Raw genomic sequence first — 26,996 nt, 5'->3', positions numbered from 1 at the left:
CTCCATTCGATGCCCCGTTCAATCGGGTAGGGCATCCATTACCCGCGACCATCGAAAACACTGCCGACGAGGTTTCGTATCGTCCAGCCAGCAACGCACTGGCAGTTCATGAAACATTCAGGCTAGTACCAGGTGCGGCCCAGGAAGTGAACTTGCCAGACGAAGAGATAGAGACGGAGAGCTTGGAAAAGCTGGAAGCTGGCATTGGACGGCTGTACGTTTTGGGGACCTCGCTCTACACGAAGGGCGGTGAAGAAATCGTCAAGATAGGCATTACAACTGGTACCGTGGAAAATCGTATTAGCCAGCTCTACACCACTGGCGTACCGTTCCGGTTCCGTGTCATGAAGGACATCGAGACGAAGAACTACTACGAGCTGGAGCAGTCTCTTCACAAGCTGCTAGACCCATACCGCATCAATAGATCGCGCGAGTTCTTCACCGAAAAGTGCCTTCCGTTCGTTGATAAGGTTGTCGCGATTCACAACGAAATTCATTCAGGTTTGCAAGAGGGATAGTGAAATGGTACTTAGGCAAAGGCCCACTGTGGGCTGGGCTTTTTGTGCACAGTTACGACATGCTCACTCAACTGGAATGCACCTCTCCAACGCGGGCATAGGGCTCGAGAATGGGTCCTCTTTCGCCGCCGCCCCGCCCGACATGAACCCTGTGGGGGCAAGTCAGGGACGCGATGGCGTCGCACGCGGCTTGTCCTCTTTGCCGTTCTCCCGCTTTGCATCGAGAAAAAATCCGCGCCAGAAGAAGACGATGTTCCGCTTATCCCTGACATAGACGAAGCTGATTGGAGAAGGCGCGAGGCAATCTATCGCAATTTCAGTGACAGGATCGGGCAAGCGCATGCTGCGCGGATCAAACTTGAACTCGCGCCAAAAAAAGTTAGTTGTGTTGTGGCGAGACTGCTTGAATGTTGGCTTGTCACATTTTTCGCCAGCGAACTGCACGGACTCAGCTGTGACAACGAAATCGGTACCGACCAGCTTGTCGACATCGTCGCTTGATAGCGACGTGGTTTCCTGCGCGCCAGCCGTTCCGTCCACCGTCCGAGCACAGCCGAGCCCGCATTCGTTCCAGCCATGCCCGGGGGCGCAGCAAGCGCCACCAGCAAAGCAGCCAAGGTATATGTGCGCATCGTTCTCATTGGTCTTTCAGAAAGGGGACTCTCTTCGCGCCGACGGGGCACAAAGCCCGGCATGAAGACGCGACGGTCATTTTGCGTCGAATGCGTGTTGCTCATGATTGAGTTGGCAACGCCGCGTGCCAGCGGACGTAGCCATGACTTCCTCCTGATCAAAAATATTAGTTGCGATCAACAGAGGCTTCGCGCTCGCTGCGGCATGGGCTCGTGGTGATGACCATGCGCAAGACTTCAGCCTGTTGCGTCCTCATCGCAAACAGAATCTAGATCCCAAAAGCCTTCAAGCCCACATCGAGCACGACTTCCAGGGGATTATGCCGTTGCCCGCCCGGGCGCGCATTGCGCGGTACTTCCTCGTACAGGAAGTAGGCATCCTGCCCACTGAATTTATCGTGGAAAAGCGCCTGCCGCCCCCTCAGATAAGGAATAAACGGGTCAGCACGGACGGTGGCGTACATAGCATTGACGCTAAAACCCAAAGTCGCGTCCTGGCTGATGATCCGGCCGCTCAAGGCGCTTTCCAGCCGCACGCCACGGCAGCCCTTGACGATGAGCGTGACCGGTCCTTCAAAAGCGAGGTAACGCAACTGCAGCGTCAGCCATGCATGCAGGGTGCCCAGGCGCCAGTGGCTGCGAATGGTGGGGCGCTGCCCGGCCTTGCAGATCATCCCGACCAGCCCGCGTGGCTGAAGCACGATCGCCTCTCCGGCAGCAATCTCGAGAAGGGCGACTTCATCGAGTGCGTCGACCGTGGACGACACCACCACATCGGCGGGCTGCGCGGTACGAAGCCGCTTCAACATCCATAAGTGCGCGGCGAGGCTGGTAAGCCAGTGACGCCAGCTAAACAGCAACGTCGTCGTGACGTCGACGCCTGCGGGCTGACTCTGGCAATAGTCCGGACGGATGAGCATGTCATCGCCAGCCGCCAAGACCACGTTCTGGGATACCGCAGAAATGACTGAGCTGTGACGAGCTCGCCGCACGTTGGCGGAAGGTGAAGCCGGCGCGGTTCCCTGTGTTTTACCGATCACAATCGCAGGCCTGCGTGCGGCCAGCGGCGCCAGCACAAAATAGAAGAAGGTGCGGATGGCGGCCGGCACCAGCCACCATCCGATCAGCACACCGGCCGCCACCGGCAGTACCGGACGCACGGCCTGGTAAGCTTGCCAAACGTGGTTCTGCGCCGCCAGACCCTCCGCCTGGCGCAGCCGCTCCCGCAGCGGCGCGCTGATCATGACGAGGCGTTGTTCATCAACCCGGAATGCGGCGATCGGGGTGGGAAGCGACATCCGCTCAAGCAGCGCCTGCTGCACCAAAAAATCTTTGTACGCTTTCCTGTTCGCGGCGCGCAGGTCGTTGACTGCCCTCTCCAACTGCTGCACGCGCTCGTATGGCTCAGTGAAGGGAAGGTTGACGAGCAGACCTCCCGCCGCCTGGCTATGGGCCAGTTCCTGTTGCCTGCTTTGGTAAGCCGCGTAAATTTTCACATGCGAGAGGCGAAGTTGCTCGAGTGTGTGCTGCGCAGCCTGCCGGTTGCCCAATACCACAATGTGCGAACGCAAGGCGAGCAGATGCGCCTTCGCCTGGCGCCGCAGTTCGATCTCGGCGCCACGCATGGCCTGCTGCCTTACGTGTTCCACTATCCCATCGGCGCCCCTGAATGCATCGGACGCGAGCGATACATGATCGAGCTCGCGCTGCTGAAGGCTGATGTCCTTGTCGAGGACCCGGATTTGCTCATCGAGCTGCTGCACCGTCGCCCCGGACAATTGCTCCACCTGCCGCGCAATTCGCTGGGCGAGCGTCGCCTGATGGTCGTTCACATCCTCTTGCACTGCGCGCAGCGCCGGAACGTCCTTCACAATGCTTTGAACGTGCATCGACTCGCTGCGGATCCATTTTGCGGAAACGAGAGCGAGGACAATGAACGTGAATACAAACAGATTACGTCGGATGGTCTGGAACACAACGGAAAGAAAATGACCCACGCAGAACCACCGAATGTTAGAAATTGCAAAGAAGCGGGAACGCCAACGGAACTCCACAGCGGACTGCAACAAGCCCTTTCAAGCGCCGCTTACCCAAGCAGCCTGCACGCATGGCGGCAGGGCCTGCAATTGTGTGCCTCACAAGCAAAACATACCACGACATCGTGGTCTGCCCGGTCCCATTGATGCCGGCCCACATCATGGAAGCCATATTCCCGTATCGTTCTTCCTGATCGCCTCGCCCTGTTCCGGGTCGGCGCGAGCTTGTCCGCTCTGCGCGTATCCGTTACCCTTGCCACGCCAGAGTGCCTGGCGAGCAGATTGCGCAGCCCATCCGCCGGCTCCGTATCAGTCTGATGTGAGGGGGCGCCGGCATGTCGCCCGTTGCCCCAAAAAGAAAAGAAAGAGCAAACGATGCCGTTTTTAGACTGGGCAAACAAGAATCAAGCGAAGGCGGCCACCCACGAGGCGCCCTGCCACTTGCTCAAGCAGGAGTCTGTCCACGGCGATATCACAGGCGCCTGTGCCGGCAATCTGCTCATTCAGGCTGACAACTTGCTGGCGCTCAAAGCCCTGATGCCCTTGTACGCGGGCCGGGTCAAATGCATTTTCATCGATCCGCCCTACAACACCCAAAGCGCGTTCGAGCATTACGATGACAAGTTGGAGCACAGCCAATGGCTGTCGATGATGTATCCGCGCCTGGTCCTGCTGCGCGAGCTGTTAAGCGAGGACGGCTTCATCGTTCTTCACATTGACGATGCTGAAAGCCATTACGCCAAAGTGCTGATGGATGAAATATTCGGCCGTTCACACTACCAAACGTCGATGTATGTCCAGGTGAGATACACGTCCAAGACATTGAAGTCCGACATGGCGTATCACAAGCAGATTGAGCAGGCCTTGGTATACCGCCGTTCCTGCGCGGCGAAACCCTACAAGCCATCGATTCAGACCGAAGGCTTCGACAAGTTCAACTTCGAGATTGTCGAGTTGGCGCAAGGCCGTTCCACCACCCTCGGAGGCAAGGCGGTGCAAGTGTTCCGGCCGGGAGAGTACGAAATCAACAAAGTGGCAGGCCACGTTGATGGGTTAAAGGAAATATGGGCGTCCGGGTCTATTCTCGATGGAAACTCCTCCGGACGCTTCTTCCGCGACTACCTCGCGGGCCGTTTTGACGAGGATGGCGCCGGCGCGCTGTACAAGGTAGCCAATATCGGCGATGACGGTCTCGGCTATCGCTATCTAACCGGGCCAAAGAAAGCGTCGGCCTCCAAAGGCAAGTATTTTCAAGGTGTCCCGACCGACAAACGCAGCCTGGAGGTTCAGGACGCGGAACTGCCCATCGAAAATTTTTACGACTTCTCGCCCCAGTTTGGAAATTGCCGCTATGAAGGCGGTGTCGATTTCCGATCCGGCAAGAAGCCTGAAGCCTATGTCAAGAAAATGCTGGATCTGTTTTCCAGGCCCGGAGACCTGGTGATGGACCCGTTCTCAGGCTCGGGCTCGACGGCGGCTGTCGCGCATAAAACCGGACGCGGCTATATTGGAATCGAACAAGGCGAGCAGGCGCGCACCCATTGCCTTGCCCGGTTGATAACGGTCATCGCTGGCGACAGGACGGGCGTGAGCGCCGACGTCGGATGGACTGGCGGTGGCGGATTTCGCTTCTGCACCCTGGTCCCCGCAGCGCGCCATTAACCGGCCTGGCCGCCATCGTTGCGTCCCATGCCGGGCGCGATGTCCATCGGGCCGGCGCCGCCTCCCTGCATCTCCATGCCCGCACCCTTGTTGCCACCCCGGTTGGCGTCACCCTTGCCACGGCCGGCGCCAGCCGCAGCGCGCGTCGGCCCCTGCAACGGAATGATGACATCGCCCGGCACCGGCCCCAGGTCGAGCGCCGCGCGGATAAAGCTGCGCAGCGAGATGACCAGGTCCGCCGTGTGGATGGGACGGCCGGCGGCCAGGTCGGCTGCGGCCTGGCCCGCCAGGCGGCAGTGTTCTTCGGTGCCCAGCAGGAGAATATCGGCCAGGGCCGCTTCGACCGCGTCACGGATGCGGCGCGAGCGATCGGAACTGGCCGGTCCCTCGGCCGCGCCGGCCTCTTCCGGCGCGCCAGGGGTGCCCTGGCGCACGTCGCGCAAGTGGGTTGGATCGACCGTCAATTGCCCGGTAAACGACCCGCCCAGGGTGCGATAGGCGGACATCAGCGTTTTCAGGCGCTCGTTGATCTGGCGGTTCATGCGCTCGCGCCGTTGCTGAATGGTCTGCATCATGAGCATGCGCACGCCCACCCCGAGCAAGGTGAACACCGCCAGGCCGGCGATGGTCGTCAGCGCTCCTTGCCATGAACTGAAATCCATCGTACGCATCCCGGCCTCGACAGCTGTTTTCAATGCCAGCCAGTGTACCGATTCTGGGCTCGATGGCGGGGTAGATTGACATTGTGCGCCGATGGGGCAGGCAAGAATCTGTTTAGCTTCTCAAGAAAGCAAACTGACGCATTTTACAAAAGTCATTTTTGCCTCAGACTTGCTACCGTAGATCATGTTACGGGCAACAATGACCGGCATGAAGGTAATTTCTTGTACGACGACGACTTGAAATACTTGGCCATCGATCAAGGTTGCGTAGGTGGCGGCAAGTATTGGCATACTTCATGGCCTGACCCAAATCCCAGAAACGAGTTGGCGATCCTCGCACAGAATTTTCTGAACGGCTCACAATTGGCCGCATGGCGTGCAGCAGCGCTCATGGAGTATTAAAATGCGCAATCGAGCTGGCACCCCATTCTGGCCCACGTTTCAGCCATGCTCCCTGGCTTGCTGGACGCCGACGATATCGATACGATTGTAGAATATATGCGAGGACGCGCAACGGGACCGGCGTTTGCCACCAGTTGCGAAAGGCTAATCTGATGAACTTTCTGGAACTTCTGCAGCGAGCAACTCCATCACCGGAACCATTGCTGACCGGTGAATGGGCGACTATTGCGTTTCGTCCCGACTTGGGTAGCCAACAAGAATTTATCGTTGGCGTGGCGGCAGCGATTGACGGTGAGGCGCAACTGCATCCGAAATGGCTCCCGTCACTTTCCAAACTCAGCCACCTGTACGGTGATGCCATTACCTCATCCGATACCCGCGATCTTTTCGAAGGGTCTGAAATCGCTATCCGCTCCAGCTATCACGCAGTATTGAAGACGCTCGACAGCGGCTCGCCGCATTTGCGCGTGATCCCTTGCGGCTATCTGGCAACACACGACATCGATGTTGAACTGACGACCTTGCTGAAGCGGCAAGGTGGCGCGCTATGGCAAGACAGTCATCATCGGGATAGCCCGATGGATGACGAGTGGGCCTACACGACGACGATGAGGGCAGTGAAGTCCGCACAGGACACATTCAATCCCTTCATTCCCGGCCGATCCATCGTCATCGGGACCAGGAAATTATCGATCGCGCTCAATAATGGCCAGAGTTACGGAAATATCGTCTCCGCCAGATATGCATTATTCTCGACTATTCACGGCCATATCCACTCTTCGCTGCTCCAGGTAACACGAGCCCACAACCTGTCCGACCGGCAGGCGCAACCGGCGCTTTTTGTCGTTCTTCCCGAGGCAAACACACCGGCAGACGTGCTGACATCAAAAAAAACCATCGATTTATTGAATGAGATCGAGGAGGCCGGGGTCGCCCAGTTTTCGCATAACGATCCTGCCGAGGTGGCATTGAAAATTCAAGCCTGGGCCGCTGCCGCATAGCTCCTCGGGGCCGATGACAGGACGAGGACATAGGGCGTCGCGCAGGATGCAGGACCTCCCTCATCTCATGCTGCCTCAAGCGTTGACGATCCGCGCACGCCGCGCCGATGCCGGCGCCGCCTCCACCTCCAGCGGCGCGAATATCCCCTGCAAGTCCTCCTGGGTAATCTGCAATCCTTGCGTATCGCCGCCGCTGAGCACGGCGCCGGCCAGCGCCGCCTTGCGATGCTGCATCTCCTGGATTTTTTCCTCCAGCGTGTCCTTGGCGATCAGCTTGTAGACGAACACCGGCTTGTCCTGGCCGATGCGCCAGGCGCGGTCGGTGGCCTGGTTCTCCACCGCCGGGTTCCACCACGGATCGTAATGGATCACGGTGTCGGCCGCCGTCAGGTTCAGGCCGACACCGCCCGCCTTCAGGCTGATCAGGAAGACCGGCACCTTGCCGTCCTGAAACGCCGCCACCTGCGCGCGGCGGTCCTTGGTGTCGCCCGTGAGCAAGGCGTAGGGGATATTGCGCGCGCGCAGTTCGTCTTCGATCAGCGCGAGCATGCTGGTGAACTGGGAAAACACCAGGATCTTGCGGCCCTCGTCGAGCAACTCTTCCAGCATGCCGGTCAATTCGGCCAGCTTGGCCGACGGCGCGGCGCTCTTGTGCGCGCCGCTCATGGCCACCAGACGCGGATCGCAGCACACCTGGCGCAATTTGAGCAAGGCTTCCAGGATCACGATCTGGCTGCGCGCCACGCCCTTGCTGGCAATCGCCGCCCGCACCTTCTTGTCCATCGCCAGGCGCACCGTCTCGTACAGGTCGCGCTGCGCCCCGGCCAGGGTGACTTCGCGCAGCATGTCGGTCTTGGCGGGCAATTCCTTGGCCACGTGGTCCTTGGTGCGGCGCAGCAGGAACGGCTTGATGCGGCGCGTCAGGAAAGCGTTGCGGCCGGCGTCGCCATCACGCTCGACCGGCTTGCGGAAGTCGCTGTTAAATTGCTTCTCGTCGCCCAGCAGTCCCGGCAGCAGGAAGTGGAATTGCGACCACAATTCGCCCAGGTGGTTTTGCAGCGGCGTGCCCGTCAGGCACAGGCGATGGCGCGCGCGCAGCAGGGCGGCCGTCCCGGCTGCCTTGCTGCGGTGGTTCTTGATGTATTGCGACTCGTCCAGTATCAACAGATGGAACTCTTGCCCCAGCAAGGCCGCCTCGTCGCGCGGCAGCAGCGCATAGGTGGTCAGGACCAGGTCGCAGTTGGCCATCTCCCCAAAGCGTTCTGTTCGGTCTGCCCCATGCAGCAGCAGCACGCGCAGCGATGGCGCGAAGCGCGCGGCTTCATCCTGCCAGTTGCCCATCAGGCTGGTGGGCGCGACAACCAGTGCCGGGCGGTCCAGCCGCCCCGCTTCCTTTTCCAGCAGGATGTGCGCCAGCGTCTGGATGGTCTTTCCCAGGCCCATGTCGTCGGCCAGGATGCCGGCCAGGCCGAATTCGCGCAGGAACTGCATCCACGCCACGCCCTCTTGCTGGTAGCTGCGCAAGGTCGCTTGCAGGCCGCGCGGCGGCGCCACCGCTTGCACGCCGTCGAAGCCGGCCAGGCGCTGGCCGAGGGCGCGCAAGCGTTCGCCGCCGATCCAGCGCAGGCGGGCGCCCGCTTCCAGCTCGGCCAGGCGGGCCGCGTCCAGGCTGGGCAGGCGGATGGCGTTGCCGATGCGCTCCAGAAAATACAGTTCGCCCAGGGTGCTCAGGATCGGCCGGATGCGGCTCCAGGGCAGGCCCACCCTCGCCCCGCCGGGCAGGCGCGCCATCAGCACGTCGCTGTCGGCATGGGCCGCCAGCGCCTGCGCATCGAACGCCATGGGCGCACTGCGGATCAGTTGCAACAGGATCGGCAACAGGGGCACGCGCTCGCCCTCGACCACGATGCCCAGTTCCAGTTCGAACCAGGCATTGCCCTCGCCTCCGGGGTCCACATCGGCGTACCAGTCGTCGATCGCGCGCACGTCGAAGCGGAAGCTTGGCGCCAGTTCCAGCAGCCAGCCCTGGGCGCGCAGGGCCGGCAGGCCGGCGCGGCCGAATTCGAGCCAGGCTTCGCTGTCGGGCAACTCCAGCGCCCCCACAAAACGGTTCAGCGCGGGCGCGCTGCTGGGCCGAAAGCCAAAGCCTTCCAGCGTGGCATGGGCCAGCGTCTCGGCGCCGCCGTCGCGCTCGATCTGCTCGCTGCCGCTTGGGCTCGTGCGTATCAGCAGCTGGCTGGGGTCGGCCGAGGCCCGCTTGCCGTCGTAATCGAAGGCCAGCACGGCGTAATCGTGCCAGGCCGATGCGCGTCCGCCGTGGGTGGCGCGCTCCATGCTTCCCAGCAAAAGATAGGGAGTGGGCCGGATATCGCGGCGCAGCGTCATCCCGATCACGGGTGGCGGCGGAATCAGGTGCTCCAGTCGCAGGGCTTGCATTTCAGTACCAAGACGCGCCGCCTGGGCCGCCTCGACCTTGGGCGCCTGCCGGACCAGGTCCAACAGGGCCGCCGTGGGCAAGCCGCGCAGCGCCGCCGGCAAGTCGAGTTCGCCCACCTCGTCGTCATGCAGGTACATCGGAGGATCGGTCGGCAGGATGGTGTCGATGGGGCCGCCCTCGCCTTCCCAGGCCAGGCTGATGATGCCGTTCGTGTTGCGCCAGGCTGGCGCGGCGGCGCGCCGCGCACCGCGTGTCAGTTGCCGCATCTTGCCCTTGAGGTCCTTGCGCGAGCCGGCCCGCAGCAGCAGGCCCTGATCCAGCAATTGCACGAGCAACTGCGCACCGAGCGCGCCGCGTGGCTGGGCCACCGCGCCGTAGGCATCGGCGTCGGCCCGCAAGGCGAGGAACAAGCGGATCAATTCGCCCTGCGCGCCGCCACTGGCCGCTTCGGCGACCAGCTCGTAGCCATGCGTGATCGCGCTGGCGCTGGCGTAGCCGCCGCCCGAGCGCGGACGCGAACGGCAGAGCGCCAGTTCCAAGCCGCTATTTTGCTTGGATGGAACGAAAACGAAGATCAATTGCGACGGCGGCTTGCCCGCATCGGCGACATCGGCCGCAGCGGCCGCCCGTGCAAGCCGGTCGAGCCAGGCGGTGCTGGCATACGGCAACGCCGGCGCGGACGGTGCTTGCGCATCCTGGCGCCGCAAATACGCCAGCAGGACGGCGACCACGTGCTTGCAGTTGTATTCCATTGGACAGCTGCAACTGCCATCGATCATCAGCCCGCCATCCTCGCTCATCTCGATCGTTTGCTCGTAGACCCGGCGGCCGCTGCCGCCGACCGTGCCCACGATGTCCTTGCCGTCGACGCCGCAGGAATACACTTTGCCGCGCCGGAAGTAATCGCTGCCGCGCGCGTAGGTCGCCTCATCGGTATTTTCTTGAATGTCGTCGTCGTCGAAAGCAGGCAGATACATGGCAGGTAAGGGTTCGGAAAGTTAGGCGCTATTATCGCAGGGTACGCACCGCTCCCGCTATAAGACTTGCGCGCGATGCGATGGTTCCCGGCGCCGGACACGCCAGCGGCGCACCCGGCCTGCCGGATTTCTTTTTAGTGCTACACTAGACGACCGGTCTAATTCAACTCGAACGAATTAGCGCTGTTTGCTATCCAACCTTCCCGCTCCAGGAGAACGTATGTACGACCATTTATTATCGCCCGTCAAGGCTGGCGCACTCACCCTGTCCAGCCGTGTCGTCATGGCGCCGCTGACGCGCTCGCGCGCAGGCCAGCCGGGCGATGTCCCGACCGATTTGAATGCCGAATACTATGCCCAGCGCGCAGGCGCCGGCCTGATCGTCTCCGAAGCCACCCAAGTCTCGCAGCAAGGCCAGGGCTATGCCTGGACGCCCGGCATCTACAGTGACGAGCAGGAAGCCGGCTGGGAAAAAGTCACCGCTGCCGTGCATGCGCGGGGCGGCCGGATCGCGGCGCAACTCTGGCACGTGGGCCGCATATCGCATCCGCTGTTGCAGGCCGGCGGGGCCGACCCGGTCGCGCCCTCGGCGTTGATTGCGGCCACCAGCAAATGCTTCGTCGTGCAAGCCGACGGCACCCCCGCCAACGTGCCGACCGGCGCCCCGCGCGCCCTGGCCACCGACGAACTGCCTGGCATCATCGCGCAATACCGCCAGGCTACCGCCCGGGCCCGGCGCGCCGGTTTCGACATGGTCGAGGTCCACGCGGCGAATGGCTATCTGCTGCAACAGTTCCTGTCCACCAACACCAATCAGCGCACCGATGCCTACGGCGGCTCGCTTGAAAACCGCGCGCGCCTGGCGCTCGAAGCGGTCGACGCGGCCATCGCCGACATCGGCGCCGGGCGCGTCGGGGTGCGCCTGTCGCCGCATTTCGTCGGCCACGACATCGCCGACCAGGAAGCCGAAGCAAGCGCCCTGTACCTGGCCGCCGAATTGCAGCGCCGCGGCATCGCTTACCTGCACATCGCCGAACCGGACTGGGCCGGCGGCGAGGAACTGAGCGATGCGTTCCGGCGCCAGATCCGCGCCGCGTTCGGCGGCCTGCTCATTTTCTGCGGCGGCTACACGGCCGCCGAGGGCGACGCGCTGATCGCCAGCGGGGTTGCCGACGCCATCGCTTTCGGACGGCCGTACCTGGCCAACCCGGACCTGGTCGAGCGCTTCCGCGCCGGCGCCGCACTCAACGCACCGGACCAGTCGACCTTCTACGGCGGCGGCGCGCACGGTTATACCGACTATCCGACCCTCGCCCAGGCCGCCTGAATGATGGTGCAAGCCATCGCCGCCCGCTGACCAACAAAAACGCCACCCGAGGGTGGCGTTTTCAGTTGCGGCGACAGGACATCGTTCTGTCCAGCCCGGCTTCATGGCCAGGCCTTGCTGTATCAGTTAAAGATGAAATACAGAACCACCAGTACGACGGTCGGAATTCCCAGCATCCAGCCAATGACATATTTACCCATGATCGTGCTCCTGTAGAAGTTGTGCGGTGTCGATGTAGACAGAATGCCTTCTAAAAGCGATCTCGTCCGTACGTTAGGTCACGCAAGGAGCAGATGGCGCGCCGCCGGCGTCACTTTGCGGCCGGCCTTGCCGCGTCGAGGAAAAATCCGCGCCAGAAGAACACCGCCACCACCACCGTCAGTTTCCGATATAGTTTCCATCTCATCAATCTTGCGCCGCCGTCCCTCGCCCTCGAAAAAGCACACAGCCATGACACGACTCACAACGCCACGCACAGCCGCCCTCGCCGCCCTCTTTCTTCCCGTCCTCGCGCTGGCCAACGACGGCATTGCCGGCGTCAGCGCCGGCGGCATCGTGTTCCGCAAGACCGACGCCATTGCCATGAAAAAGGAAGTGCTCAACGTTAGCCGCAGCCTGATCAGCGTGGACTACGAATTCGTCAATGAATCGTCGAGTGATTTGGAAGAAACAATCGTGTTCCCGCTGCCCGCCTATCAGGCCATGAAGCAAGACAGCGACACGTATTACGGCCAGCCGGCGGAGTTTTCGATCAAGGTCGATGGCAAGGCGGTCGGCTTCAGCACCCGCGTGATTGCCTTGCACGCAAAAGAAGACATCACTGCCCAGCTCAAAAAGCTCGGCCTGAGCGACGCCCAGATTGCCTTCAACAGCAGTTTCGCATCAAAAACCAAGGTAGCGCCGCTGACGGCGAAACAGCGCCAGCAACTGAGCAGCCTCAATCTGCTCGAGCAGGGCGCCGACGGCGACACCGGGCCGGTCTGGGAGGTGCAGGTGAATTACATCTGGAAGCAGGTGTTCCCGGCCGGGAAAGTAGTGCGCGTGCATCATGCGTACCGGCCGTTCGTGTCCGGCGGCCCCGGCGAATGGGGCATGAATGCGGAGGTCGCAAAAACCTACTGCGCCGACAAGGAGTTCCTCAGCACCTGGAAGAAACTGGCGGCGCGCACCCCGGACCGCCTGGTGCCGGCCGAGCATGTGTCGTACATCCTCAAGACCGGCAATACCTGGAAGCGCGGCATCGACGACTTTACGCTCAATGTGATCAAGCGCCATCCGGCGGAGATCGTCAGCCTGTGCTTCCCCGGCACGTTCAGAAAGATCGACGCCAACACCTTCCAGGTGCGCCTGTCGAATTTCCAGCCGGCCGACGATCTGCAGGTCTACTTCGGCAACATCGACGCTGCATCGGAGAGCAGCGGCGTGATGCCGGTGCTGGCCAAATGAGCGGCTGGCCGGCGCCGGCTTACGATTCGATCGACGCCCAGGGCCACGGCGAGGCCACATTGCGCAAGGCGGCCTTGATCGATACATGCATGTGATGCGTGTGACCGTTTTTGCCATGATACGGCTTCCACTGGCCATCGCTGACATTGCAAATCTGCCGGTTCCAGATCACATAGGTGGTGCGCGTATCGAGCAGCGCGAGCTTGGCGAACAAATTGCAATCGACGCCATTGTCCGGATCATGGGTCAGGTCGAACGCATTGCCGTCGTTATGGTCGCTCTTCCTGGCCTGGTGCGCGGAGTCGCCCATCAGGCCGTCCGAGATGCGGCTGCGCTTCGGGCACAGTGAGGTTGCGTCAGTTAGTGCTCGCTTGCATGCTAATGATGGCTGGGCCATACGTTATCCTTTTTTCGACTGGTTGGGGGGCATAAGGGATTTCAAACAGGGCAGTTCCGGGCCGTCGGCAATCGCCCGCGCCTCGGTGTTGGCGTTGGCGGAGCCGGCGCCGATGGTTTTCACCACGCACGCTTCGGTCTTGCGGACCTGCGCCACGGCCAGCAGGGGCACGCGCTTCGGATGCTCGGGATCGGATTGATCGGTGCCGTTGACGCGGACGATCAAGGCGACCGGAACAATCTTGCCGTCAATTTTGGCCACGCGCCATTCCGCTTTTTTCCCCAGCGAGGAAAACCCGGGCGTGACCACGGTCCAGTAATCGAGCTCGAAAACGTGTTTTTCCGGGCTGACGAGATTGACCGAGCTGCGATCGTCGTCGTCGAGCACTTGCAGCGCGAACTTGCCGGCACCCGGACAGGTCAAGGTGTAAGCGCCGGTGGTTTTGTCATCGATGACTTTCTTGCACGACTTGCCCTCCAGGTTGCTGTACACGCTTTCCATGCCGGTCCGGGCAGACACCCCGGCACTGGCGCACAGCGCCATGGCAAAAATCAGACCCATCGGGCGAATAGTCATACATGTCCTTTGATTGAGCGCTTGCAGGCCAAGCCGTACCGCCCCGTTTGGCGGAAACGACAAGTTGGCAGATTTAGTATTAATAATATTATCATGCAATATGCGTAGACATAAAGATGCTTTCTGAAACAAGAGAAAATTGACGCGTGCAGGTCACAGGCAAGCGCGCCTGAAAAAGAAAATGGCCGGCACGCGCTAACACGCGGGCCGGCCATCGGCAGGATCACCCCTGGCGGGGCGTCAGGCGCTTACGATTCGATCGACGCCCAGGGCCACGGCGCGGCGACATCGCGCAACTCGGTCTTGACCGACACATGCATGTGCTCATCGTGCGGAACCCCGAGAAACGGTTTCCAGCGGCCTTCCCTGACAATGAAAATCCGCCTGTTCCAGATCACATTCTTGGTGCGGTGGTCGAGCAGCGCGAGTTTGGCAAAAAAGTTGCAATCGACGCCGTTGTCGGGATCATGGGTCAGGTCGAACGCATTGCCATCGTTATGGTCGCTCTTCCTGGCCATGTGCGCGGCGTCGCCCAGGATGCCGTCTTTGCCACGCTTGCGTTTTGGGCACAGTTTGGTTGCGTCATCCAATGCCGGCTGGCACGCCAATGATTTTAGACCCATAAATTATCCTTTTTTTAACGGTTGAGGGCGACCGACGGCTTTCAGACAAGGCAGTGCCGGACCGTCGGCAATGACCCTGGCCTGGGCGTTGGCGGCAGCCGAGCCGGCGCTGAGCGTTTTCACCACGCATGCTTCAGTCTCGCGGATCTGCGCCACGGCCAGCAATGGCACGCGCTTGGGACGCCCCAAATCGGTTTGGTCGGTGCCGTTCACGTTCACAATCAAAGCGACCGGGACAATCTTGCCGTTGCGCCTGGTGACCCGCCATTCCGCTTTTTTGCCCAGCCAGGCAAATCCTTCGGTGACCACTTTCTCGTACTGCAACTCGAACACTTTCTTTTCTGGGCTGACGATATTGACCGTGCTGCGGCCATCGTCGGTGAGCACCTGGAGCGTGAACTTGCCGACAGCAGGGCAGTTCAGGATATGCGCGTCGGTAGTTTCTTCAAGGACCGTTTTTTTACACGAGCGCCCCTCAAGGTTGGAGTACATGCTCTCCATGCCGGTGCGGGCGGATGCCACGCTACTGGCGGCGAGCGTCACGGCAAAAATCAGGCCCATCGGGCGAATCGTCATACAGATCCTTTTAAGTGAACGCTTGCAGGGCACAGCGATATCTTCCGTGCTGGCAAAATTGTCAAGCTAGCATATTTAATATTGCTAATTTTACCATGCCACGCTTCGCAAGGATGCGTGCCAATAACAGGCGGCTCCGAAAACGACCATGGCCGGCACGCGCGCAACGCCGGCCGGCCATCGAGAGAATCACGCCGTGATGATGCTGTTTACGCCAGCTTGAAAATGCTCACCGAGCGTTCCAGTTCGGCCGCCATCTCCTAGGTCGCCCTGGGCCAGCCGTTCGGCGGCTTGGGTCGCCAGTCCCAGCGGGGTCGATACGATGTGGCGCACGATGAAAAACAGCGCCGCCGCAAATCCCAGCAGCGCCACGCCGCCGACCACGAACAGGGTCAGGCGCAGGCTGCTCACTTCCTGCGTCACCTCGTCGGCAAAGGCCACGCCGACGATGGTCCAGTCCCAGTCCTTGTTGGTGCGGTAGACCAAAATGCGCTCGCGCACGGCATCGCCCTTGGCGCCGGCCGGCACCACATGCATCATGCCCTTGCCGCTGCGCAGGATGGCGTCGATGAAGGCGCGCCCGCCGGTATCGCGCTGCCCCAGCGCCCTGCGGCCTTCCTGGTCGGGGTGGACCACGTATTCGCCGAGCTTGTCGCCCTCTTTCGCATTCAACACAAAGAAGTAACCGGACTGGCCCACCTTGAGCGACTTGATCAGGCTTTTCAGCGCATCGATATCGTTCGAAATGTCGACGCCCACATACAAGATGCCGATCACCTTGCCCGTCGCGTCGAGCACCGGCACGTATTCGGTCACGTGCGGTTTGCCGAACAAGACCGCCATGCCGCGATAGGCCTGGCCCTGCATGATCTTCGCGAACGCCAGATGGGCCTTGCCGAGATTGGTGCCGACCGCGCGCGCCATCGGCCTTCTTGACCGAGGTGGCCACGCGCACGAAGTCGTCGCCATGGCGGATGAAGATGGTCGCATTCCCGCCCGTCATCTCTGAAAAGCGGTCCACGGCCGAAAAATTGAGGTTCAGGTCGACGCCATCGTGCTGCATCACCGGCACCATCAGCGCGCCGGTCTGCACGCTGCGCGCGCTGTCGACCGAGAACTTAGACGCTGATGTTTCCAACCAACAATTAGATCAGGAGTTCTACGTAGGCGCTGCGACAACATTTTCACGCATGCCATAACAACGGCGGCGCGATACGGAAAAATGCCGAGTTGTAAGCAGATAGCGCAAGTTGTAAGCGCGTGTAAAGGCCGTCAACTCATCGGTTGCGCTCAGCGTTTTCAGCTCAGTGACACGGCAACTGTGTACCGAACCTCAAACCAGAAAAAGGACTGACCATGAAAAAAGTAATCGCTACCCTGACCGCCGGACTGTTCGCCAGCGCTGCGTTTGCACAAGCTCCCACGCCGGCCCCGGCGCCAGCAGCACCGGTAGCGAAGGCCGAAGTCAAGGTTGAAACCAAAGCCGACGTCAAAGCACCAGGCACGGACATCAAGGCCGCCGCGCCAGCCGCCAAGCCAGCGCCCCAGGCAAGCAAGTAAGCAAGTAAGCAAGTAAGCAAGCCTCACCATACATAACAATATAAACCGTTTATATCCATTCCAAGGAAACCACATCATGAAAAAAACTATCGCTACCCTGATTACCGGCCTGTTCGCAACCGCAGCTTTCGCCCAGGCTCCAGCGCCTGCCGCGGCGCCGGCACCGGCGGCGAAAACCGAAGCGCATGTGGTCAAGACCGACACCAAAGAAACCACCGTCGTCAAGACCGACACCAAGGATGCCCACGGCGCCAAGGATTCGCACTCGGTCAAGACCGAAGTCAAGGAAACCAAGTCGGCTGCGGGCATGAAAGAAGAAGTCACCACCAAGACCGAAGTGAAGACCGAGAAAAAGACCAAACACGCCAAGCACGCCAAGTCGGCCAAGGCGACCAAGGAAGCCACGCCGGCGACAAGCGGCGTCGCGGCACCGGTGGTCACGGCAGCGGCAACGCCGGCGACACCGGCAACACCAGCGGCGCCAGCGACCAAGTAATATCGCGCAGCTCCCCGAAAAACGCCAACCCATGCGGGTTGGCGTTTTTTTCGTTCCGGGCTGGCGCAAATTGACCGTATTTTGTCATTTACGCCAAGCCTGCGGTCTCATAAGATCGTCTCAGTCTCCGGATGCGCTAAGCAATCCGGGCCAGAACCTCATCTTCATGACTGACCGGAGTCCGACCCATGACTGCATTCCCGCCGCTGGCGCTCATCGCACTTGCCGCCCTCTCTTTCAGCGGCCCCTCGTTCGCGCAGGACGGCCCGGCCGTCGCCGCGCCGGGCGCCACCACCACAATCGGGAGCGCCGAAAAAATCGCCCCTTACGCGCCGCGCTTCGGCCGCGCCAGGCCGGTGATCGCGGTGGTGGGCGAAAACGCCGGCACCGTGATGTCCGACTATGTGCTGCCCTACGGCGTGCTGGCCCAGTCGGGCGTGGCCGAGGTGGTCGGCGTGGCCACCGGGGCCGGCCCGCTGCTGCTGCCGCCCTTGAAAATACGGCCCGGCGCCAGCGTCGCCGAATTCGACCAGCGCTATCCCGATGGCGCCGACTACGTCATCATCCCCGCCGTCAAGCACGCCGATGACCCGGCCTTGCTGGCGTGGATCGGCGCGCAGGCGGCCAGGGGCGCGACCATGGTCGGCATTTGCAATGGCTCGATCGTGCTGGCCCACGCCGGCCTGACGCGCGGCCACCGCGCCACCGGGCATTGGAGCACCCACGCGGCGCGCATCAAGCAGTTCCCCGGGACGACCTGGCTGAAAAACACGCGCTATGTCGCCGACGGCAAGATGGTGACCAGCGCCGGCATCAGCGCGGCGCTACCGACCTCGCTGGCGCTGGTCGAAGCGATCGGCGGCACCGAACGCGCGCAGGCCCTGGCCGCCCGGCTCGGCGTAGCCGACTGGAGCGCCACGCACGACAGCGACGCCTTCCGCCTCACCTTCGGCGACCGCGTCAGCGCCGTGACCGCGTATTTCTTGCGTCCCAGCGACGATATCGGCATCGAGGTCGCCGACGGCGTCGATGAACTGGCGCTCGCCCTGAGCGCCGACGCCTACACCGCCACCCTGCGCGCCCGCGTCCATGCGCTGGCGCACAGCGGCGCGCAGGTCACAACGCGCAACGGCTTGCTGCTCATGACCGAGCCGATTGGCGGACAAGCCAGGCCGATGGACTGGACCCTGCCCGCCTTCGATGCCACGCCGTCCGCCCAGGTGCTGGACAAGGCCCTGACCGACATCACCACCCGCTACGGCGCGGCGGCCGCCCGCTTAGTGGTGCTGGAAACCGAATACCCGTGGCAGCGGCGATAATGCGGGTCCGGATCAACTAACATCACACGCATGCTCGTTTCCCCACCGCGCCGCATCGTCTTCCTGGCCTACGACGACATGAACCTGCTCGACCTGGCCGGGCCGCTGCAGGCGTTTGCCACGGCGGACCGCTTGAGCCAGGCCGCCGGCGCGCCGGCCTTGTACCAGACCGTCATCGCGTCGATTGGCGGCGGCAGCGTCATGTCCAGCGCCGGGCTGGCGGTCGACACGCAGTCCGTCGCCACGCTCGATGCCGCCGGCATCGATACGCTGATCGTCGCCGGCGGCTGCAAGGGAGAAGAATTTACCGTCAGCCCTCGGCTGGCCGGCTGGATCGCAGAAAACGCGGGCGGCGTGCGCAGGCTTTGCTCGGTGTGCAGCGGGGCCTTCGTGCTGGCCGCCGCCGGCCAATTGCAAGGGCGCCGCGTGGCGACCCACTGGGCCTGGGTCGAGCGCTTGCGCCAGCGCCACCCGGATGTGGACGTCGATGCCGACGCCCTGTTCATCCATGATCGCGGCGTCTGGACCTCGGCTGGGGTCACGGCCGGCATCGACATGAGCCTGGCGCTGATCGAAGCCGACTACGGCCACCAGATCGCCATCCAGACCGCGCGCCAGCTGGTCATGTTCATCAAGCGCGCCGGCGGACAATCGCAGTTCAGCGTGCCGCTGGCGGCGCAGGCGCGCGACGACGGCAATTTTGCGGCTTTACATGCGTGGATCGCCGCCCATATCGATGAAGACCTGAGCGTGGCGCGCCTGGCCGGGATGGCCAATATGTCGCTGCGCACCTTCGTGCGCGTGTATGCCGCCACTGTGGGCCGTACCCCGGCCAAGACGGTCGAGGCGATCCGCATGGAAGCGGCGTGCCGGGCGCTCGAATCGAGCACCCTGCCCTTGAAAGCCATCTGCAAAAAAATTGGCTATGCCGAAGAACAAACGCTGCGCCGTGTCTTCCTGCGCAATTTCGGCGTCAATCCGCTGCAGTACCGCGCGCGCTTCTCGCAGCGCGCGCCGTTGTGAGTGGCCGGCTGGCTTACCACATCAAGTCGTCGGGGATCTGGAACGCCGCGTACGGATCGTCCGCATCGACCTCGGTGCTCGCTTTGTTCACGCGCACCACGATCGACGCATCGCGCTCGGCGATCTTGTCGGCGATCACGCGCGGCACCAGTTCGGTCGAATCGCCCTGGCGGATGATCACCAGCCGCCCGGCCACCAGGTGCGCCTGCACTGCCGCCGACACGTAAAAACGCTCGATCTTGTTATTGTGGGTGAAGTTGTAGGCGATATCGCCATTGCCCTTGCTCTGGCGGTTCTTCTGCACCATCTGGGCGATCTGCGCCACGATCGCTTTTTCGTTGGCGGCCGCGTCGCGCTGGGCATTGAGTTCGCGCGCCCGCTCGGCGTTCTTGCGCTGGGTTTCCAGTGCGGCCAGGCGGGCCTCGTCGACGCTCTGCGTACCGGTGCGACGCTCGACCTTCTTCTGCTTGGTCTTTTCCTGGTTGGCCTGTTTGGCCTTGTTTTTGTCGACCAGGCCGGCTTTCAAAAACTGCTCTTGCAACGAGGCCATATGCACTACTCCGTAAATGAGGTTCGCCGGCCCGCGCAAGGGCGCCAGCCGGTGGAAAGTCGATAGCATAGCAAAAATGCGGCCGCTGTTAGAATCCCCGCATGACATTCTTCGCTCCACACTGCCGTTCCACCCATAAGCCGCTGCGCTGGCTTCTCGCCAGCCTGGCCCTGGCCACGCTGCCGGCCGGCGCCCAGCAACGCACCACGCTCATCGAACTGATCAACGCCTACCGCGCCGTCCCGCACACCTGCCACGGCGCCACGCTGGGACCGGTGGCGCCATTGCTGGCGCATCCGGCCTTGTCCAGCGTCCAGGTGGCGTCCGGCACCCTGCTGGCGCCGGCGATCGAGCGCGCCGGCTATCCGGTGGCCCAGGCCGACGCGATTTACGTGGCGGGGGTGTCCGATCCGGTGCGGGTCATGGCCAGCATCGAACGCAGCTACTGCAAGACACTGTTAAACGCCCGCTTTGCGCACGTGGGCGCGCGCCGCACCGGCGACAGCTGGCTGATCGTGCTGGCCGAGCCGGCCCCGCCCTCGGCCGCCTCGCGCCTGCCGCCTTCGCGCGAAGCCGGGCTGCGCATCCTGGAGGCGGCCAACCGGGCCCGCGCCAGCGCCCGCAACTGCGGCGCGCAAGCGTTCGAGGAGGCGCCACCGCTGGTGTGGAACGAGGAACTGGCCGCCGCGGCGCTGGGCCACAGCGCCGACATGGCCGCCAGGCGCTATTTCAGCCATACCGGAAAAGATGGCCGCATGGTCGGCGAACGCGCGCTGGCGGCCGGCTACCAGTGGCGCCGCGTCGGCGAAAACATCGCGGTCGGGCAGGATTCGCCCGACGAGGTGGTCGCCGGATGGCTCGACAGCCCCGGCCACTGCGCCAACCTGATGGACCCGCAATTGAGCGACATGGGCGCCGCTTACGCCATCCACCATGCCGGCGCGAGTGCGCGGGTGTACTGGACCCAGGTGCTGGCCGACCCCGTCACGCCGCTCAACCCGGCCAAGTAAGCTGCTGGCCGCCAAGCGGCTGTTGCAATGCACAATAAATACACACGCACAAGATCTTAACCGCAACTTTTTCTCAAAATAAATAAATAGTTACCTGTAGAATTAGTTGGCTTCCCCGTAAAATTCCGGCTGGATATTTTTACAACAAAGGTCCTGTCGCTCAGGACCAATGACGGAACGGAAAACGGAAATGCTATCAAGGATTGTGATCGCCGGCGCCGTGGCGCTGTGTTTTAGTGCCTGCACCATGCCACCGACACGGGTCGCGCTCGACCCCGCGGCGAAAGAATTGACCCAGGTGCCGGTGACGAGCCTGCTGCCCCAGGACGAAATCATCGTGCGCGCCGAAGCGTTCGGCGCCGGCGCCGCCCTCGGTGGCGGCCTGATCGGCGCATTCATCGACTCGAAAGTGGCCGAATCGCGCCAGAACACCATTCATGGCACCTTGGCCCCGTTCTACGCCTCGGTCGACGACTACGATTTCCGCTCGCACTATCTGCAGGCGCTGGCCGCCAACCTGGCCAGCGGCACGCCGCTCAAGTTCGGCGCTGTCGAAACCCAGCCGATGCCGTCGACCATGCAGCAGATCACCGACCGCGTCAACGCGGTCGGCGCCGGCAAAGGCCTGATGGTCATCCAGACCAGCTACACCTTCTCGCCCGACTTCAAGCAGCTGAGCGTGCGCTCGGTGGCCACCCTGTCGCGCCCGAACGTGGAACAGAAGTCCTTCCTCAATACCTATGTCTTCCTTTCCAGCCCGCTGGGCGCGGGCGGCACGGACTCGCTCAAGGCATGGGGCGAGAACAAGGGCGCGGCCTACCGCAGCGCGTCCAAGGACGCCATCGACAACATCATGCTGATGATGAAACTCGACCTGATGGCCGGCCCGGCCGACGCCGCCGATCTGCCGAAAGGGACCATTCCGATGATCCAGGGTGTCAGTGTGGCCCAGCAGAACGCACCCGTGCTCGCATCCGGCAACGGCCGCGCCGTCCTCCGTGCGCTCAACGGCCACCTGTATTCCATCGCCCAATAAGAAGCGGAACCGACCATGATGAAACCATCGATCCACCTGTTTGCCCCCTTGTTGTCGTGCCTGCTGGCAGTGAGCGCCGGCGCGGCCGAAACCAAGGTAGCGCTCAATTATGAAGCGGCCAGCAGCGACGTTGTCGCCAAGCCGGTCGCGGGCGCCTGCGCCATCAATATCGTCAGCATCAGCGACCAGCGCCCGACCAAAGACGGTATCGGCGCCGACATGCCGGTACCGACCGACAGCCCGGAACCGTTTATCAGCGCCAGCCTCGATGCGCTGAAAGAATACGGTTTCACCGTTTCGCACAGCAAAACCGCCGTGCCGCAGGCCGTCAACCTCGATGTGCGCCTCATCCGCGCCTACACTTGGTTCGGCCACATGCGCATCAACGCCATGGTGGCGCTGGACGTGACGGCGCAAGGCGCGGCGCAGGAAAAATTCCGCGCCACCGGCAGCAAGGCGAATATGTGGGGCGCCCAGTCGGAGCACGTCACCGCCCTGAACTATGCCACCAACACCATGCTCGCCAGCATGGCGCCGGCCCTGGCGGCCCACTGCGGCAAAGCCGGGATCGCGGCGCGCTGAGGAACGCCGCTGTCGCCATCACGCCACCTTCGGGTGGCGTTTTTTTGGGCCAATCGCGTGTTTATGCAAGTAGCGTATATTGCTTGCTTGACCATACCGACATCAACGGGCCCGCGGCCCCTGGGAGAGAACATGCACCGTACCGGCCTTGCGCACACCCTGCTTCTCCTGCTGGCCGCCAGCGCACCGGCATGGGCTGAACCGCCCCCGCCGACCGGGACCAAGGTCGCGCCGCTGCCGCCGGGCTTTACCAAAAGCGTACTGGCGAGCGGCTTCGCCAATCCCCACAATATGGTGCTGGGACCGGATGGCCAGCTGTGGCTGACCGAGCAGACCGGCAAGCGCGTGCTGCGCGTCGATCCGGCCAGCGGCCAGAAAACCGTGATCGCCACCATCGACGAGGTGGTCTCTTCCGACAAGGCGCAAGACGGCTTGCTCGGCCTGGCGCTGCATCCGGACCTGCTCAGGAAACGCGGGCGCGATTATGTGTACGTGTCGTTTTCGTACGCCAGCGGCGACGGCGGCGCTTTTCCCAACCGTACCGCGATCCGCCGCTATACCTACGATGCGAAGACCCAAAAACTCGGCGCGCCGAAGGATGTCATCAAAGGCTTGCCGTCCTCGCACGACCACCAGTCGGCGCGCCTGCTGTTCGGCCCCGACCAGAAGCTGTACTACGCGATCGGCGACCAGGGCGCCAACCAGATGACCTATCTGTGCGTGCCGAACCAGGCGCAGGTGCTGCCGAGCGCCGCCGAGGTGCGCGCCGCCGACTGGAGCGCCTATCGCGGCAAGATCCTGCGCCTGAACCAGGACGGCTCCATCCCGCTTGATAACCCGGTCATCCACGGCGTGAAAAGCCATGTCTACGCCTGGGGCATCCGCAATACCCAGGGCATGGTGTTCAGCCCCGCCGGCCAGCTGTTCGCCACCGAACAGGGACCGAATACCGACGACGAACTCAATCTGATCCTGGCCGGGCGCAATTACGGCTGGCCGAACGTGGCCGGCTACAAGGATAACGCCGCCTACGCCTACGCCAATTATTCCAAGGCCGAAGGCGGCTGCGAGGGCGTGAAAGACCCGGCTTTGAACGGCGCCGGCGTGCCGCCGGGGGTGCCGGTGCAGAAGGAATCGGCATGGTCCGATCCCGATTTTGTGGAACCTTTGAGAACCTTCTACACGGTCGACAACAGCTTCAGTTTCAAGGACCCGGTGTGCGCCGAGAACAGCCTGTATTACATTTGCTGGCCCACGGTCGCGCCGTCCTCGGTCGCCTATTACAAGGGCGGCAAGGCCGGCGTGCCGGGATGGGAGAATTCGCTGCTGATCGGCAGCCTGAAACGCGGCGCCATCTACCGCGTGCGGCTCGATCCGACAGCTCACTTGCCGCTCGGTGACGCCGAGCCGCTGTTTCGCTCGGTGAACCGGTATCGCGATGTGGTGGTCAGCGCCGATGGCGCCACCATTTACGTGGCCACCGATGTCGAAGGCTCGCTCGGCACCGGCGAGAACGGTGCGCCGGCCACCAGGCTGGACAATCCGGGCGCGATCCTGGTCTTCAAATACAGCGGCGCCAGGTAAGCAGCGCCGCCGTATCCGGGGCCGTGCGCTGTCACCAGCGCGCCGGCCGGCCCTGGTCGCCGGCGCGATAGTCGCACACCCCTTGCGGGAAGATCCGCTCCAGCCACTGCCTGTCGTCCGCGTTGAAGCGGGCCGCGTCCGGATAAGTGCCATCGCCCATTGCGGCGGCCACCGGTTTGAGCTTGCATTTGAAGATATCGCCCTTGATCGAGTCGCCGGCCACCATGCGCGGGCTGGCAAAGATCGGAAAAGCCGCGCTGCAGGCGCCCTTGGGCTGCTGGTTCAACACCCCATCCCAGCTTGACGGTCCGCTGGCGATTACCGCACCGCTGGCATCGAAACACTGGTCGGTAAAGCCGGCGGGCGCTGCGCCTTCGCTCAGGTAACGGTCCAGCACCGCCAGCGCATCGAGGGCGCGCGCACTCTGGTCGGCTTTCTCGGCCGCGAACCAGATCACCTGGTTCTTGGCCGCCGTGCGGTTGGCGTCCAGCAGGCGCGCGCGCACCGAAAACGCCTGGCGCGCATTGTGCATATTGAGCGACGGCTCCAGGTACGGGCGCACGTCGATCATGGGAATATCCAGGCGCTGCCCGGTGAACACGTGGCCCGATGCATAGGCCGCGTGCATGGCCGCCATGTCGCCCGCGCGCCGTGGCGACGGCACGCCGCCCGGATCGCGGCAGCTTGCGCTGCGCTGCATGTTGCGCGCGTCGAAAGGATCGGCGGCCGACTCCCACATGACAAATTGCGACGGCTCCTTCCAGCTGCCCACGCAGGCATTGATGCGCAGGAATTCATCCTTGCCGATCTGTCCCTGCGCCAGCGCGCCAAGGCCGTACTGCACGCCGACGTTATCGACCGCGCTCGGGGCATGGCCGTCGCCATCGGTGCCATAGATATTGGCCAGGTCATTCCAGTGCGTCCATTTGACCTTGGCGAAGACGTCGGCCGGATAGCCGTAATTTTGTGCTACCAGCTCGTAGCGCGGATCTTTGAAGACGGGATTGAGCACGGTGGGCACCGCGCCCTGCCAGCCGTTGATGCATTCGGTCGATCCGGGTTTGCCGGTGACCGGGTTGCCGGCCGTGTCGCTGGCGTTCGAGCCTTCGATCAGGGCGCGCCGGCTCCAGCTTGTCCAGGACGAGGCCGGATCGCGCGCCACCTCGTCGCTGAAATACTGCTCCAGCAGCGGACAGTCGGCCACCGGAATGGTTTGCGTGACCATGTCCGGATACGATTGCACCGGAATCCCGGCGTCCAGCAGTCCCGGCCGGTTTTGGGCGAACAGATACTGCTGCACCGCCCCGCCCGAGCCGCCGATCCCGATCGTGAAGGTGGGCACGCCGACCGCTTCGATAAAGCGCTCCTTGCTCATCATGGCGGTTTCTTCGGCCAGGCGCATGTTGTAATGCACGCCCGCTTCGTTACCGGACGAACTGAGCACCGCATAGCCCTGCGCCAGGATGCGCGAAATAATCTGGCGCTCGATGCCGCGCAGGCCATTGCTGAACCAGATCGCCGTGCCCTGCTGGTGGCCCAGGCCGACGCCGCCGCGCAGCCAGTAGACCAGCTTGCGGTTCCAGGACGCGCTGTCGAAGCCCGGCGCCGCACCCTGGCCCTGCGCCACCGGCGCCAGCATGGCGATGGTGTACACAAAACGGTTGATGGTGCCCGCTTCGACCCGCACCACATACGGCACGCTGGCGCCATGGAGCGTGACGGTTTTCAGGTCGGCCGGGGGCGTGGCGTAGCCAGTGGCGGCATCGAATGGCTTGAAGCCCTCGCCGTTAAAATAGAAGTAGTGGATCTGGGTCTTGATGGCGCACGACTTGCTGTGGCCGATCGGGCGCCCGCCAACCGTGTCAAACACCGGATGGCCGACCCCGTCCTGGTTATCGACCAGCGGCTGGCCCAGGCCCGACTCCTGGGTGCGGCACACGAAGGGCTGCTGCTGCGGGCCGCTGAAAACCGGACCGTTCAGCGGATGGTTGGTCAGCACCAGCGCGGCCGAAGCACCCCGGCCGCCATCGGCGGCGTAGCGCACCTCGAGCGTATTGGCGCCGTCGGCCAGGCCCGACACCACCCCTTCCATGCGCGTGCCGGCGGCCACCATCGGCGGATCGATCGGCCGGCCATTGAGCAGGAAGGTCATCTTCCCGGGCGCATCCGGGGCCGCGTTGACGGCAATGCGGGCGTCGCCGCCGGAGACTTCATGCGGCTTGCTCGACAACACGGTCAGCGACAGCTTCCTGTCCGGCGCTTGTACCGCGCCGCCGCAGCCGGCCAGTACGACGGGCACGAGCATGGCGGCGAGCGCGCAGGCGAACGATGGGTTCCAATGGGTCATGGCGATTGCCTCCGGAGTGATTGAACGGGACCGACCAGTCTTCAATCCTGCTCTGCGACGCCCGGACAGCATTGACGATAGTCAATTTCGTGAAGCATGGAGCGCGACATTATCGGGCCAGGCGCGTGTAGCCGAGCAGGCGCTTGGCGCCCGCTTCAAACACCGGATGGCCGATGCCTAGCAGCCTGTCGGACTTGGGATCGTCGGCTGCAAAAAT

24 protein-coding genes and 1 pseudogene are annotated in these 26,996 nt (G+C 62.9%); 13 read left to right on the top strand and 12 right to left on the bottom strand.

What is annotated here, in order from left to right; translation table 11 throughout:
* The coding region (locus tag F2P46_RS28255) for a GIY-YIG nuclease family protein (protein WP_208296806.1) at positions 1–518 on the top strand (518 nt) is incomplete at its 5' end.
* A 162-nt stretch (positions 519–680) separates the two neighbouring features.
* On the opposite strand, the gene F2P46_RS28250 is transcribed toward F2P46_RS28255, so the two are convergent.
* Positions 681–1,058: a hypothetical protein gene (locus F2P46_RS28250; protein ID WP_166896522.1), complete on the bottom strand. Its 378-nt coding sequence runs from the start codon at positions 1,056–1,058 to the stop codon at positions 681–683.
* Positions 1,059–1,419: 361 nt separating this feature from the next.
* On the bottom strand, positions 1,420–3,219 hold the full coding sequence (locus tag F2P46_RS28245; RefSeq protein ID WP_166896520.1) for a hypothetical protein: 1,800 nt from the start codon (positions 3,217–3,219) through the stop codon (positions 1,420–1,422).
* 342 nt (positions 3,220–3,561) lie between these two features.
* Between F2P46_RS28245 and F2P46_RS28240 the strand changes: the two genes are divergently transcribed.
* Entirely contained in the window at positions 3,562–4,848 is a 1,287-nt protein-coding gene (locus F2P46_RS28240) for a site-specific DNA-methyltransferase (RefSeq protein ID WP_166896518.1), read from the top strand.
* Here F2P46_RS28240 and F2P46_RS28235 read toward each other — a convergent pair.
* The gene (locus tag F2P46_RS28235; protein ID WP_166896516.1) at positions 4,845–5,519 is read right to left on the bottom strand and encodes a hypothetical protein; all 675 of its coding nucleotides are present in this window, start codon (positions 5,517–5,519) and stop codon (positions 4,845–4,847) included. The two genes, F2P46_RS28240 and F2P46_RS28235, sit on opposite strands and share 4 nt — an antisense overlap.
* Before the next feature lie 545 nt (positions 5,520–6,064).
* Here F2P46_RS28235 and F2P46_RS28230 point away from each other — a divergent pair.
* A complete protein-coding gene (locus F2P46_RS28230; RefSeq protein ID WP_166896514.1) occupies positions 6,065–6,913 on the top strand; it encodes a hypothetical protein in 849 nt (282 codons plus the stop codon).
* Positions 6,914–6,988: 75 nt separating this feature from the next.
* On the opposite strand, the gene F2P46_RS28225 is transcribed toward F2P46_RS28230, so the two are convergent.
* Positions 6,989–10,327 (bottom strand): DEAD/DEAH box helicase, encoded by a 3,339-nt coding sequence (locus tag F2P46_RS28225; RefSeq protein ID WP_166896512.1) that lies wholly within the window; start codon positions 10,325–10,327, stop codon positions 6,989–6,991.
* A 220-nt stretch (positions 10,328–10,547) separates the two neighbouring features.
* Between F2P46_RS28225 and F2P46_RS28220 the strand changes: the two genes are divergently transcribed.
* Entirely contained in the window at positions 10,548–11,654 is a 1,107-nt protein-coding gene (locus F2P46_RS28220; RefSeq protein WP_166896510.1) for an alkene reductase, read from the top strand.
* A gap of 278 nt (positions 11,655–11,932) precedes the next feature.
* On the opposite strand, the gene F2P46_RS28215 is transcribed toward F2P46_RS28220, so the two are convergent.
* Positions 11,933–12,106, bottom strand: coding sequence for a hypothetical protein (locus F2P46_RS28215; protein WP_166896508.1), 174 nt, complete (start codon positions 12,104–12,106; stop codon positions 11,933–11,935).
* Between F2P46_RS28215 and F2P46_RS28210 the strand changes: the two genes are divergently transcribed.
* Positions 12,105–13,100 carry a DUF4424 family protein gene (locus tag F2P46_RS28210; RefSeq protein ID WP_166896506.1) on the top strand — a complete coding sequence of 332 codons (996 nt, stop codon included), beginning with the start codon at positions 12,105–12,107 and terminating at the stop codon, positions 13,098–13,100. The genes F2P46_RS28215 and F2P46_RS28210 overlap by 2 nt on opposite strands.
* A 19-nt stretch (positions 13,101–13,119) precedes the next feature.
* Here F2P46_RS28210 and F2P46_RS28205 read toward each other — a convergent pair whose 3' ends face one another.
* From F2P46_RS28205 to F2P46_RS28185, 5 genes and pseudogenes are all read right to left on the bottom strand, one after another.
* On the bottom strand, positions 13,120–13,410 hold the full coding sequence (locus F2P46_RS28205) for a hypothetical protein (RefSeq protein WP_166896504.1): 291 nt from the start codon (positions 13,408–13,410) through the stop codon (positions 13,120–13,122).
* A 90-nt stretch (positions 13,411–13,500) separates the two neighbouring features.
* Positions 13,501–14,073, bottom strand: coding sequence for a hypothetical protein (locus tag F2P46_RS28200; RefSeq protein ID WP_166896502.1), 573 nt, complete (start codon positions 14,071–14,073; stop codon positions 13,501–13,503).
* Between the two features lie 248 nt (positions 14,074–14,321).
* Positions 14,322–14,696 carry a hypothetical protein gene (locus F2P46_RS28195; RefSeq protein ID WP_166896500.1) on the bottom strand — a complete coding sequence of 125 codons (375 nt, stop codon included), beginning with the start codon at positions 14,694–14,696 and terminating at the stop codon, positions 14,322–14,324.
* A gap of 3 nt (positions 14,697–14,699) precedes the next feature.
* Positions 14,700–15,272, bottom strand: coding sequence for a hypothetical protein (locus F2P46_RS28190; RefSeq protein ID WP_166896498.1), 573 nt, complete (start codon positions 15,270–15,272; stop codon positions 14,700–14,702).
* Positions 15,273–15,461: 189 nt separating this feature from the next.
* Positions 15,462–16,335, bottom strand: a pseudogene (locus F2P46_RS28185) (Cache 3/Cache 2 fusion domain-containing protein).
* A 293-nt stretch (positions 16,336–16,628) separates the two neighbouring features.
* On the opposite strand from F2P46_RS28185, the gene F2P46_RS28175 reads away from it, so the two are divergent.
* The 4 genes from F2P46_RS28175 to F2P46_RS28160 all read left to right on the top strand — a co-directional run bounded on the left by F2P46_RS28175 (position 16,629) and on the right by F2P46_RS28160 (position 19,670).
* Positions 16,629–16,832 (top strand): hypothetical protein, encoded by a 204-nt coding sequence (locus F2P46_RS28175; protein WP_166896421.1) that lies wholly within the window; start codon positions 16,629–16,631, stop codon positions 16,830–16,832.
* Positions 16,833–16,908: 76 nt separating this feature from the next.
* Positions 16,909–17,328 carry a hypothetical protein gene (locus F2P46_RS28170; RefSeq protein ID WP_166896494.1) on the top strand — a complete coding sequence of 140 codons (420 nt, stop codon included), beginning with the start codon at positions 16,909–16,911 and terminating at the stop codon, positions 17,326–17,328.
* A 188-nt stretch (positions 17,329–17,516) separates the two neighbouring features.
* The gene (locus F2P46_RS28165; protein WP_166896492.1) at positions 17,517–18,647 is read left to right on the top strand and encodes a DJ-1/PfpI family protein; all 1,131 of its coding nucleotides are present in this window, start codon (positions 17,517–17,519) and stop codon (positions 18,645–18,647) included.
* A gap of 30 nt (positions 18,648–18,677) precedes the next feature.
* Positions 18,678–19,670, top strand: a complete 993-nt coding sequence (locus F2P46_RS28160) for a GlxA family transcriptional regulator (RefSeq protein ID WP_166896490.1) — start codon at positions 18,678–18,680, stop codon at positions 19,668–19,670.
* Positions 19,671–19,683: 13 nt separating this feature from the next.
* Here F2P46_RS28160 and F2P46_RS28155 read toward each other — a convergent pair whose 3' ends face one another.
* A complete protein-coding gene (locus F2P46_RS28155) occupies positions 19,684–20,220 on the bottom strand; it encodes a DUF2058 domain-containing protein (protein WP_166896488.1) in 537 nt (178 codons plus the stop codon).
* Positions 20,221–20,321: 101 nt separating this feature from the next.
* Between F2P46_RS28155 and F2P46_RS28150 the strand changes: the two genes are divergently transcribed.
* The 4 genes from F2P46_RS28150 to F2P46_RS28135 all read left to right on the top strand — a co-directional run bounded on the left by F2P46_RS28150 (position 20,322) and on the right by F2P46_RS28135 (position 24,432).
* Complete coding sequence (locus F2P46_RS28150; protein ID WP_166896486.1) at positions 20,322–21,230, top strand: CAP domain-containing protein; 909 nt, start codon at positions 20,322–20,324, stop codon at positions 21,228–21,230.
* A gap of 190 nt (positions 21,231–21,420) precedes the next feature.
* Positions 21,421–22,266, top strand: coding sequence for a hypothetical protein (locus F2P46_RS28145; protein ID WP_166896484.1), 846 nt, complete (start codon positions 21,421–21,423; stop codon positions 22,264–22,266).
* Positions 22,267–22,281: 15 nt separating this feature from the next.
* Positions 22,282–22,848: a hypothetical protein gene (locus F2P46_RS28140; protein WP_166896482.1), complete on the top strand. Its 567-nt coding sequence runs from the start codon at positions 22,282–22,284 to the stop codon at positions 22,846–22,848.
* Positions 22,849–22,980: 132 nt separating this feature from the next.
* Positions 22,981–24,432, top strand: coding sequence for a glucose/sorbosone family PQQ-dependent dehydrogenase (locus F2P46_RS28135; protein WP_166896480.1), 1,452 nt, complete (start codon positions 22,981–22,983; stop codon positions 24,430–24,432).
* A gap of 31 nt (positions 24,433–24,463) precedes the next feature.
* Here the strand turns inward: F2P46_RS28135 and F2P46_RS28130 are convergent, their stop codons facing one another.
* A complete protein-coding gene (locus F2P46_RS28130) occupies positions 24,464–26,779 on the bottom strand; it encodes a DUF6351 family protein (RefSeq protein ID WP_166896478.1) in 2,316 nt (771 codons plus the stop codon).
* Positions 26,780–26,996: the final 217 nt, after the last annotated feature.

Source organism: Massilia sp. CCM 8734, assembly GCF_011682155.1.
Lineage (GTDB): Bacteria > Pseudomonadota > Gammaproteobacteria > Burkholderiales > Burkholderiaceae_D > Telluria_A > Telluria_A rubra.
Note: the sequence above shows the minus strand (reverse complement) of the source record. Positions and strands in the feature narration are given on the sequence as shown.

Excerpts from the sequence above, each read along its gene's own strand:
- F2P46_RS28165 (WP_166896492.1), top strand. The coding sequence starts at position 17,517 with ATGACTGCATTCCCGCCGCTGGCGCTCATCGCACTTGCCGCCCTCTCT.
- F2P46_RS28160 (WP_166896490.1), top strand. The coding sequence starts at position 18,678 with ATGCTCGTTTCCCCACCGCGCCGCATCGTCTTCCTGGCCTACGACGAC.
- F2P46_RS28240 (WP_166896518.1), top strand. The coding sequence starts at position 3,562 with ATGCCGTTTTTAGACTGGGCAAACAAGAATCAAGCGAAGGCGGCCACC.
- F2P46_RS28235 (WP_166896516.1), bottom strand. The coding sequence starts at position 5,519 with ATGCGTACGATGGATTTCAGTTCATGGCAAGGAGCGCTGACGACCATC.
- F2P46_RS28225 (WP_166896512.1), bottom strand. The coding sequence starts at position 10,327 with ATGTATCTGCCTGCTTTCGACGACGACGACATTCAAGAAAATACCGAT.
- F2P46_RS28215 (WP_166896508.1), bottom strand. The coding sequence starts at position 12,106 with ATGGCTGTGTGCTTTTTCGAGGGCGAGGGACGGCGGCGCAAGATTGAT.
- F2P46_RS28155 (WP_166896488.1), bottom strand. The coding sequence starts at position 20,220 with ATGGCCTCGTTGCAAGAGCAGTTTTTGAAAGCCGGCCTGGTCGACAAA.
- F2P46_RS28200 (WP_166896502.1), bottom strand. The coding sequence starts at position 14,073 with ATGACTATTCGCCCGATGGGTCTGATTTTTGCCATGGCGCTGTGCGCC.
- F2P46_RS28150 (WP_166896486.1), top strand. The coding sequence starts at position 20,322 with ATGACATTCTTCGCTCCACACTGCCGTTCCACCCATAAGCCGCTGCGC.
- F2P46_RS28210 (WP_166896506.1), top strand. The coding sequence starts at position 12,105 with ATGACACGACTCACAACGCCACGCACAGCCGCCCTCGCCGCCCTCTTT.
- F2P46_RS28220 (WP_166896510.1), top strand. The coding sequence starts at position 10,548 with ATGTACGACCATTTATTATCGCCCGTCAAGGCTGGCGCACTCACCCTG.
- F2P46_RS28145 (WP_166896484.1), top strand. The coding sequence starts at position 21,421 with ATGCTATCAAGGATTGTGATCGCCGGCGCCGTGGCGCTGTGTTTTAGT.
- F2P46_RS28170 (WP_166896494.1), top strand. The coding sequence starts at position 16,909 with ATGAAAAAAACTATCGCTACCCTGATTACCGGCCTGTTCGCAACCGCA.
- F2P46_RS28135 (WP_166896480.1), top strand. The coding sequence starts at position 22,981 with ATGCACCGTACCGGCCTTGCGCACACCCTGCTTCTCCTGCTGGCCGCC.
- F2P46_RS28175 (WP_166896421.1), top strand. The coding sequence starts at position 16,629 with ATGAAAAAAGTAATCGCTACCCTGACCGCCGGACTGTTCGCCAGCGCT.
- F2P46_RS28130 (WP_166896478.1), bottom strand. The coding sequence starts at position 26,779 with ATGACCCATTGGAACCCATCGTTCGCCTGCGCGCTCGCCGCCATGCTC.
- F2P46_RS28190 (WP_166896498.1), bottom strand. The coding sequence starts at position 15,272 with ATGACGATTCGCCCGATGGGCCTGATTTTTGCCGTGACGCTCGCCGCC.
- F2P46_RS28230 (WP_166896514.1), top strand. The coding sequence starts at position 6,065 with ATGAACTTTCTGGAACTTCTGCAGCGAGCAACTCCATCACCGGAACCA.
- F2P46_RS28205 (WP_166896504.1), bottom strand. The coding sequence starts at position 13,410 with ATGGGCGACTCCGCGCACCAGGCCAGGAAGAGCGACCATAACGACGGC.
- F2P46_RS28140 (WP_166896482.1), top strand. The coding sequence starts at position 22,282 with ATGATGAAACCATCGATCCACCTGTTTGCCCCCTTGTTGTCGTGCCTG.
- F2P46_RS28195 (WP_166896500.1), bottom strand. The coding sequence starts at position 14,696 with ATGGGTCTAAAATCATTGGCGTGCCAGCCGGCATTGGATGACGCAACC.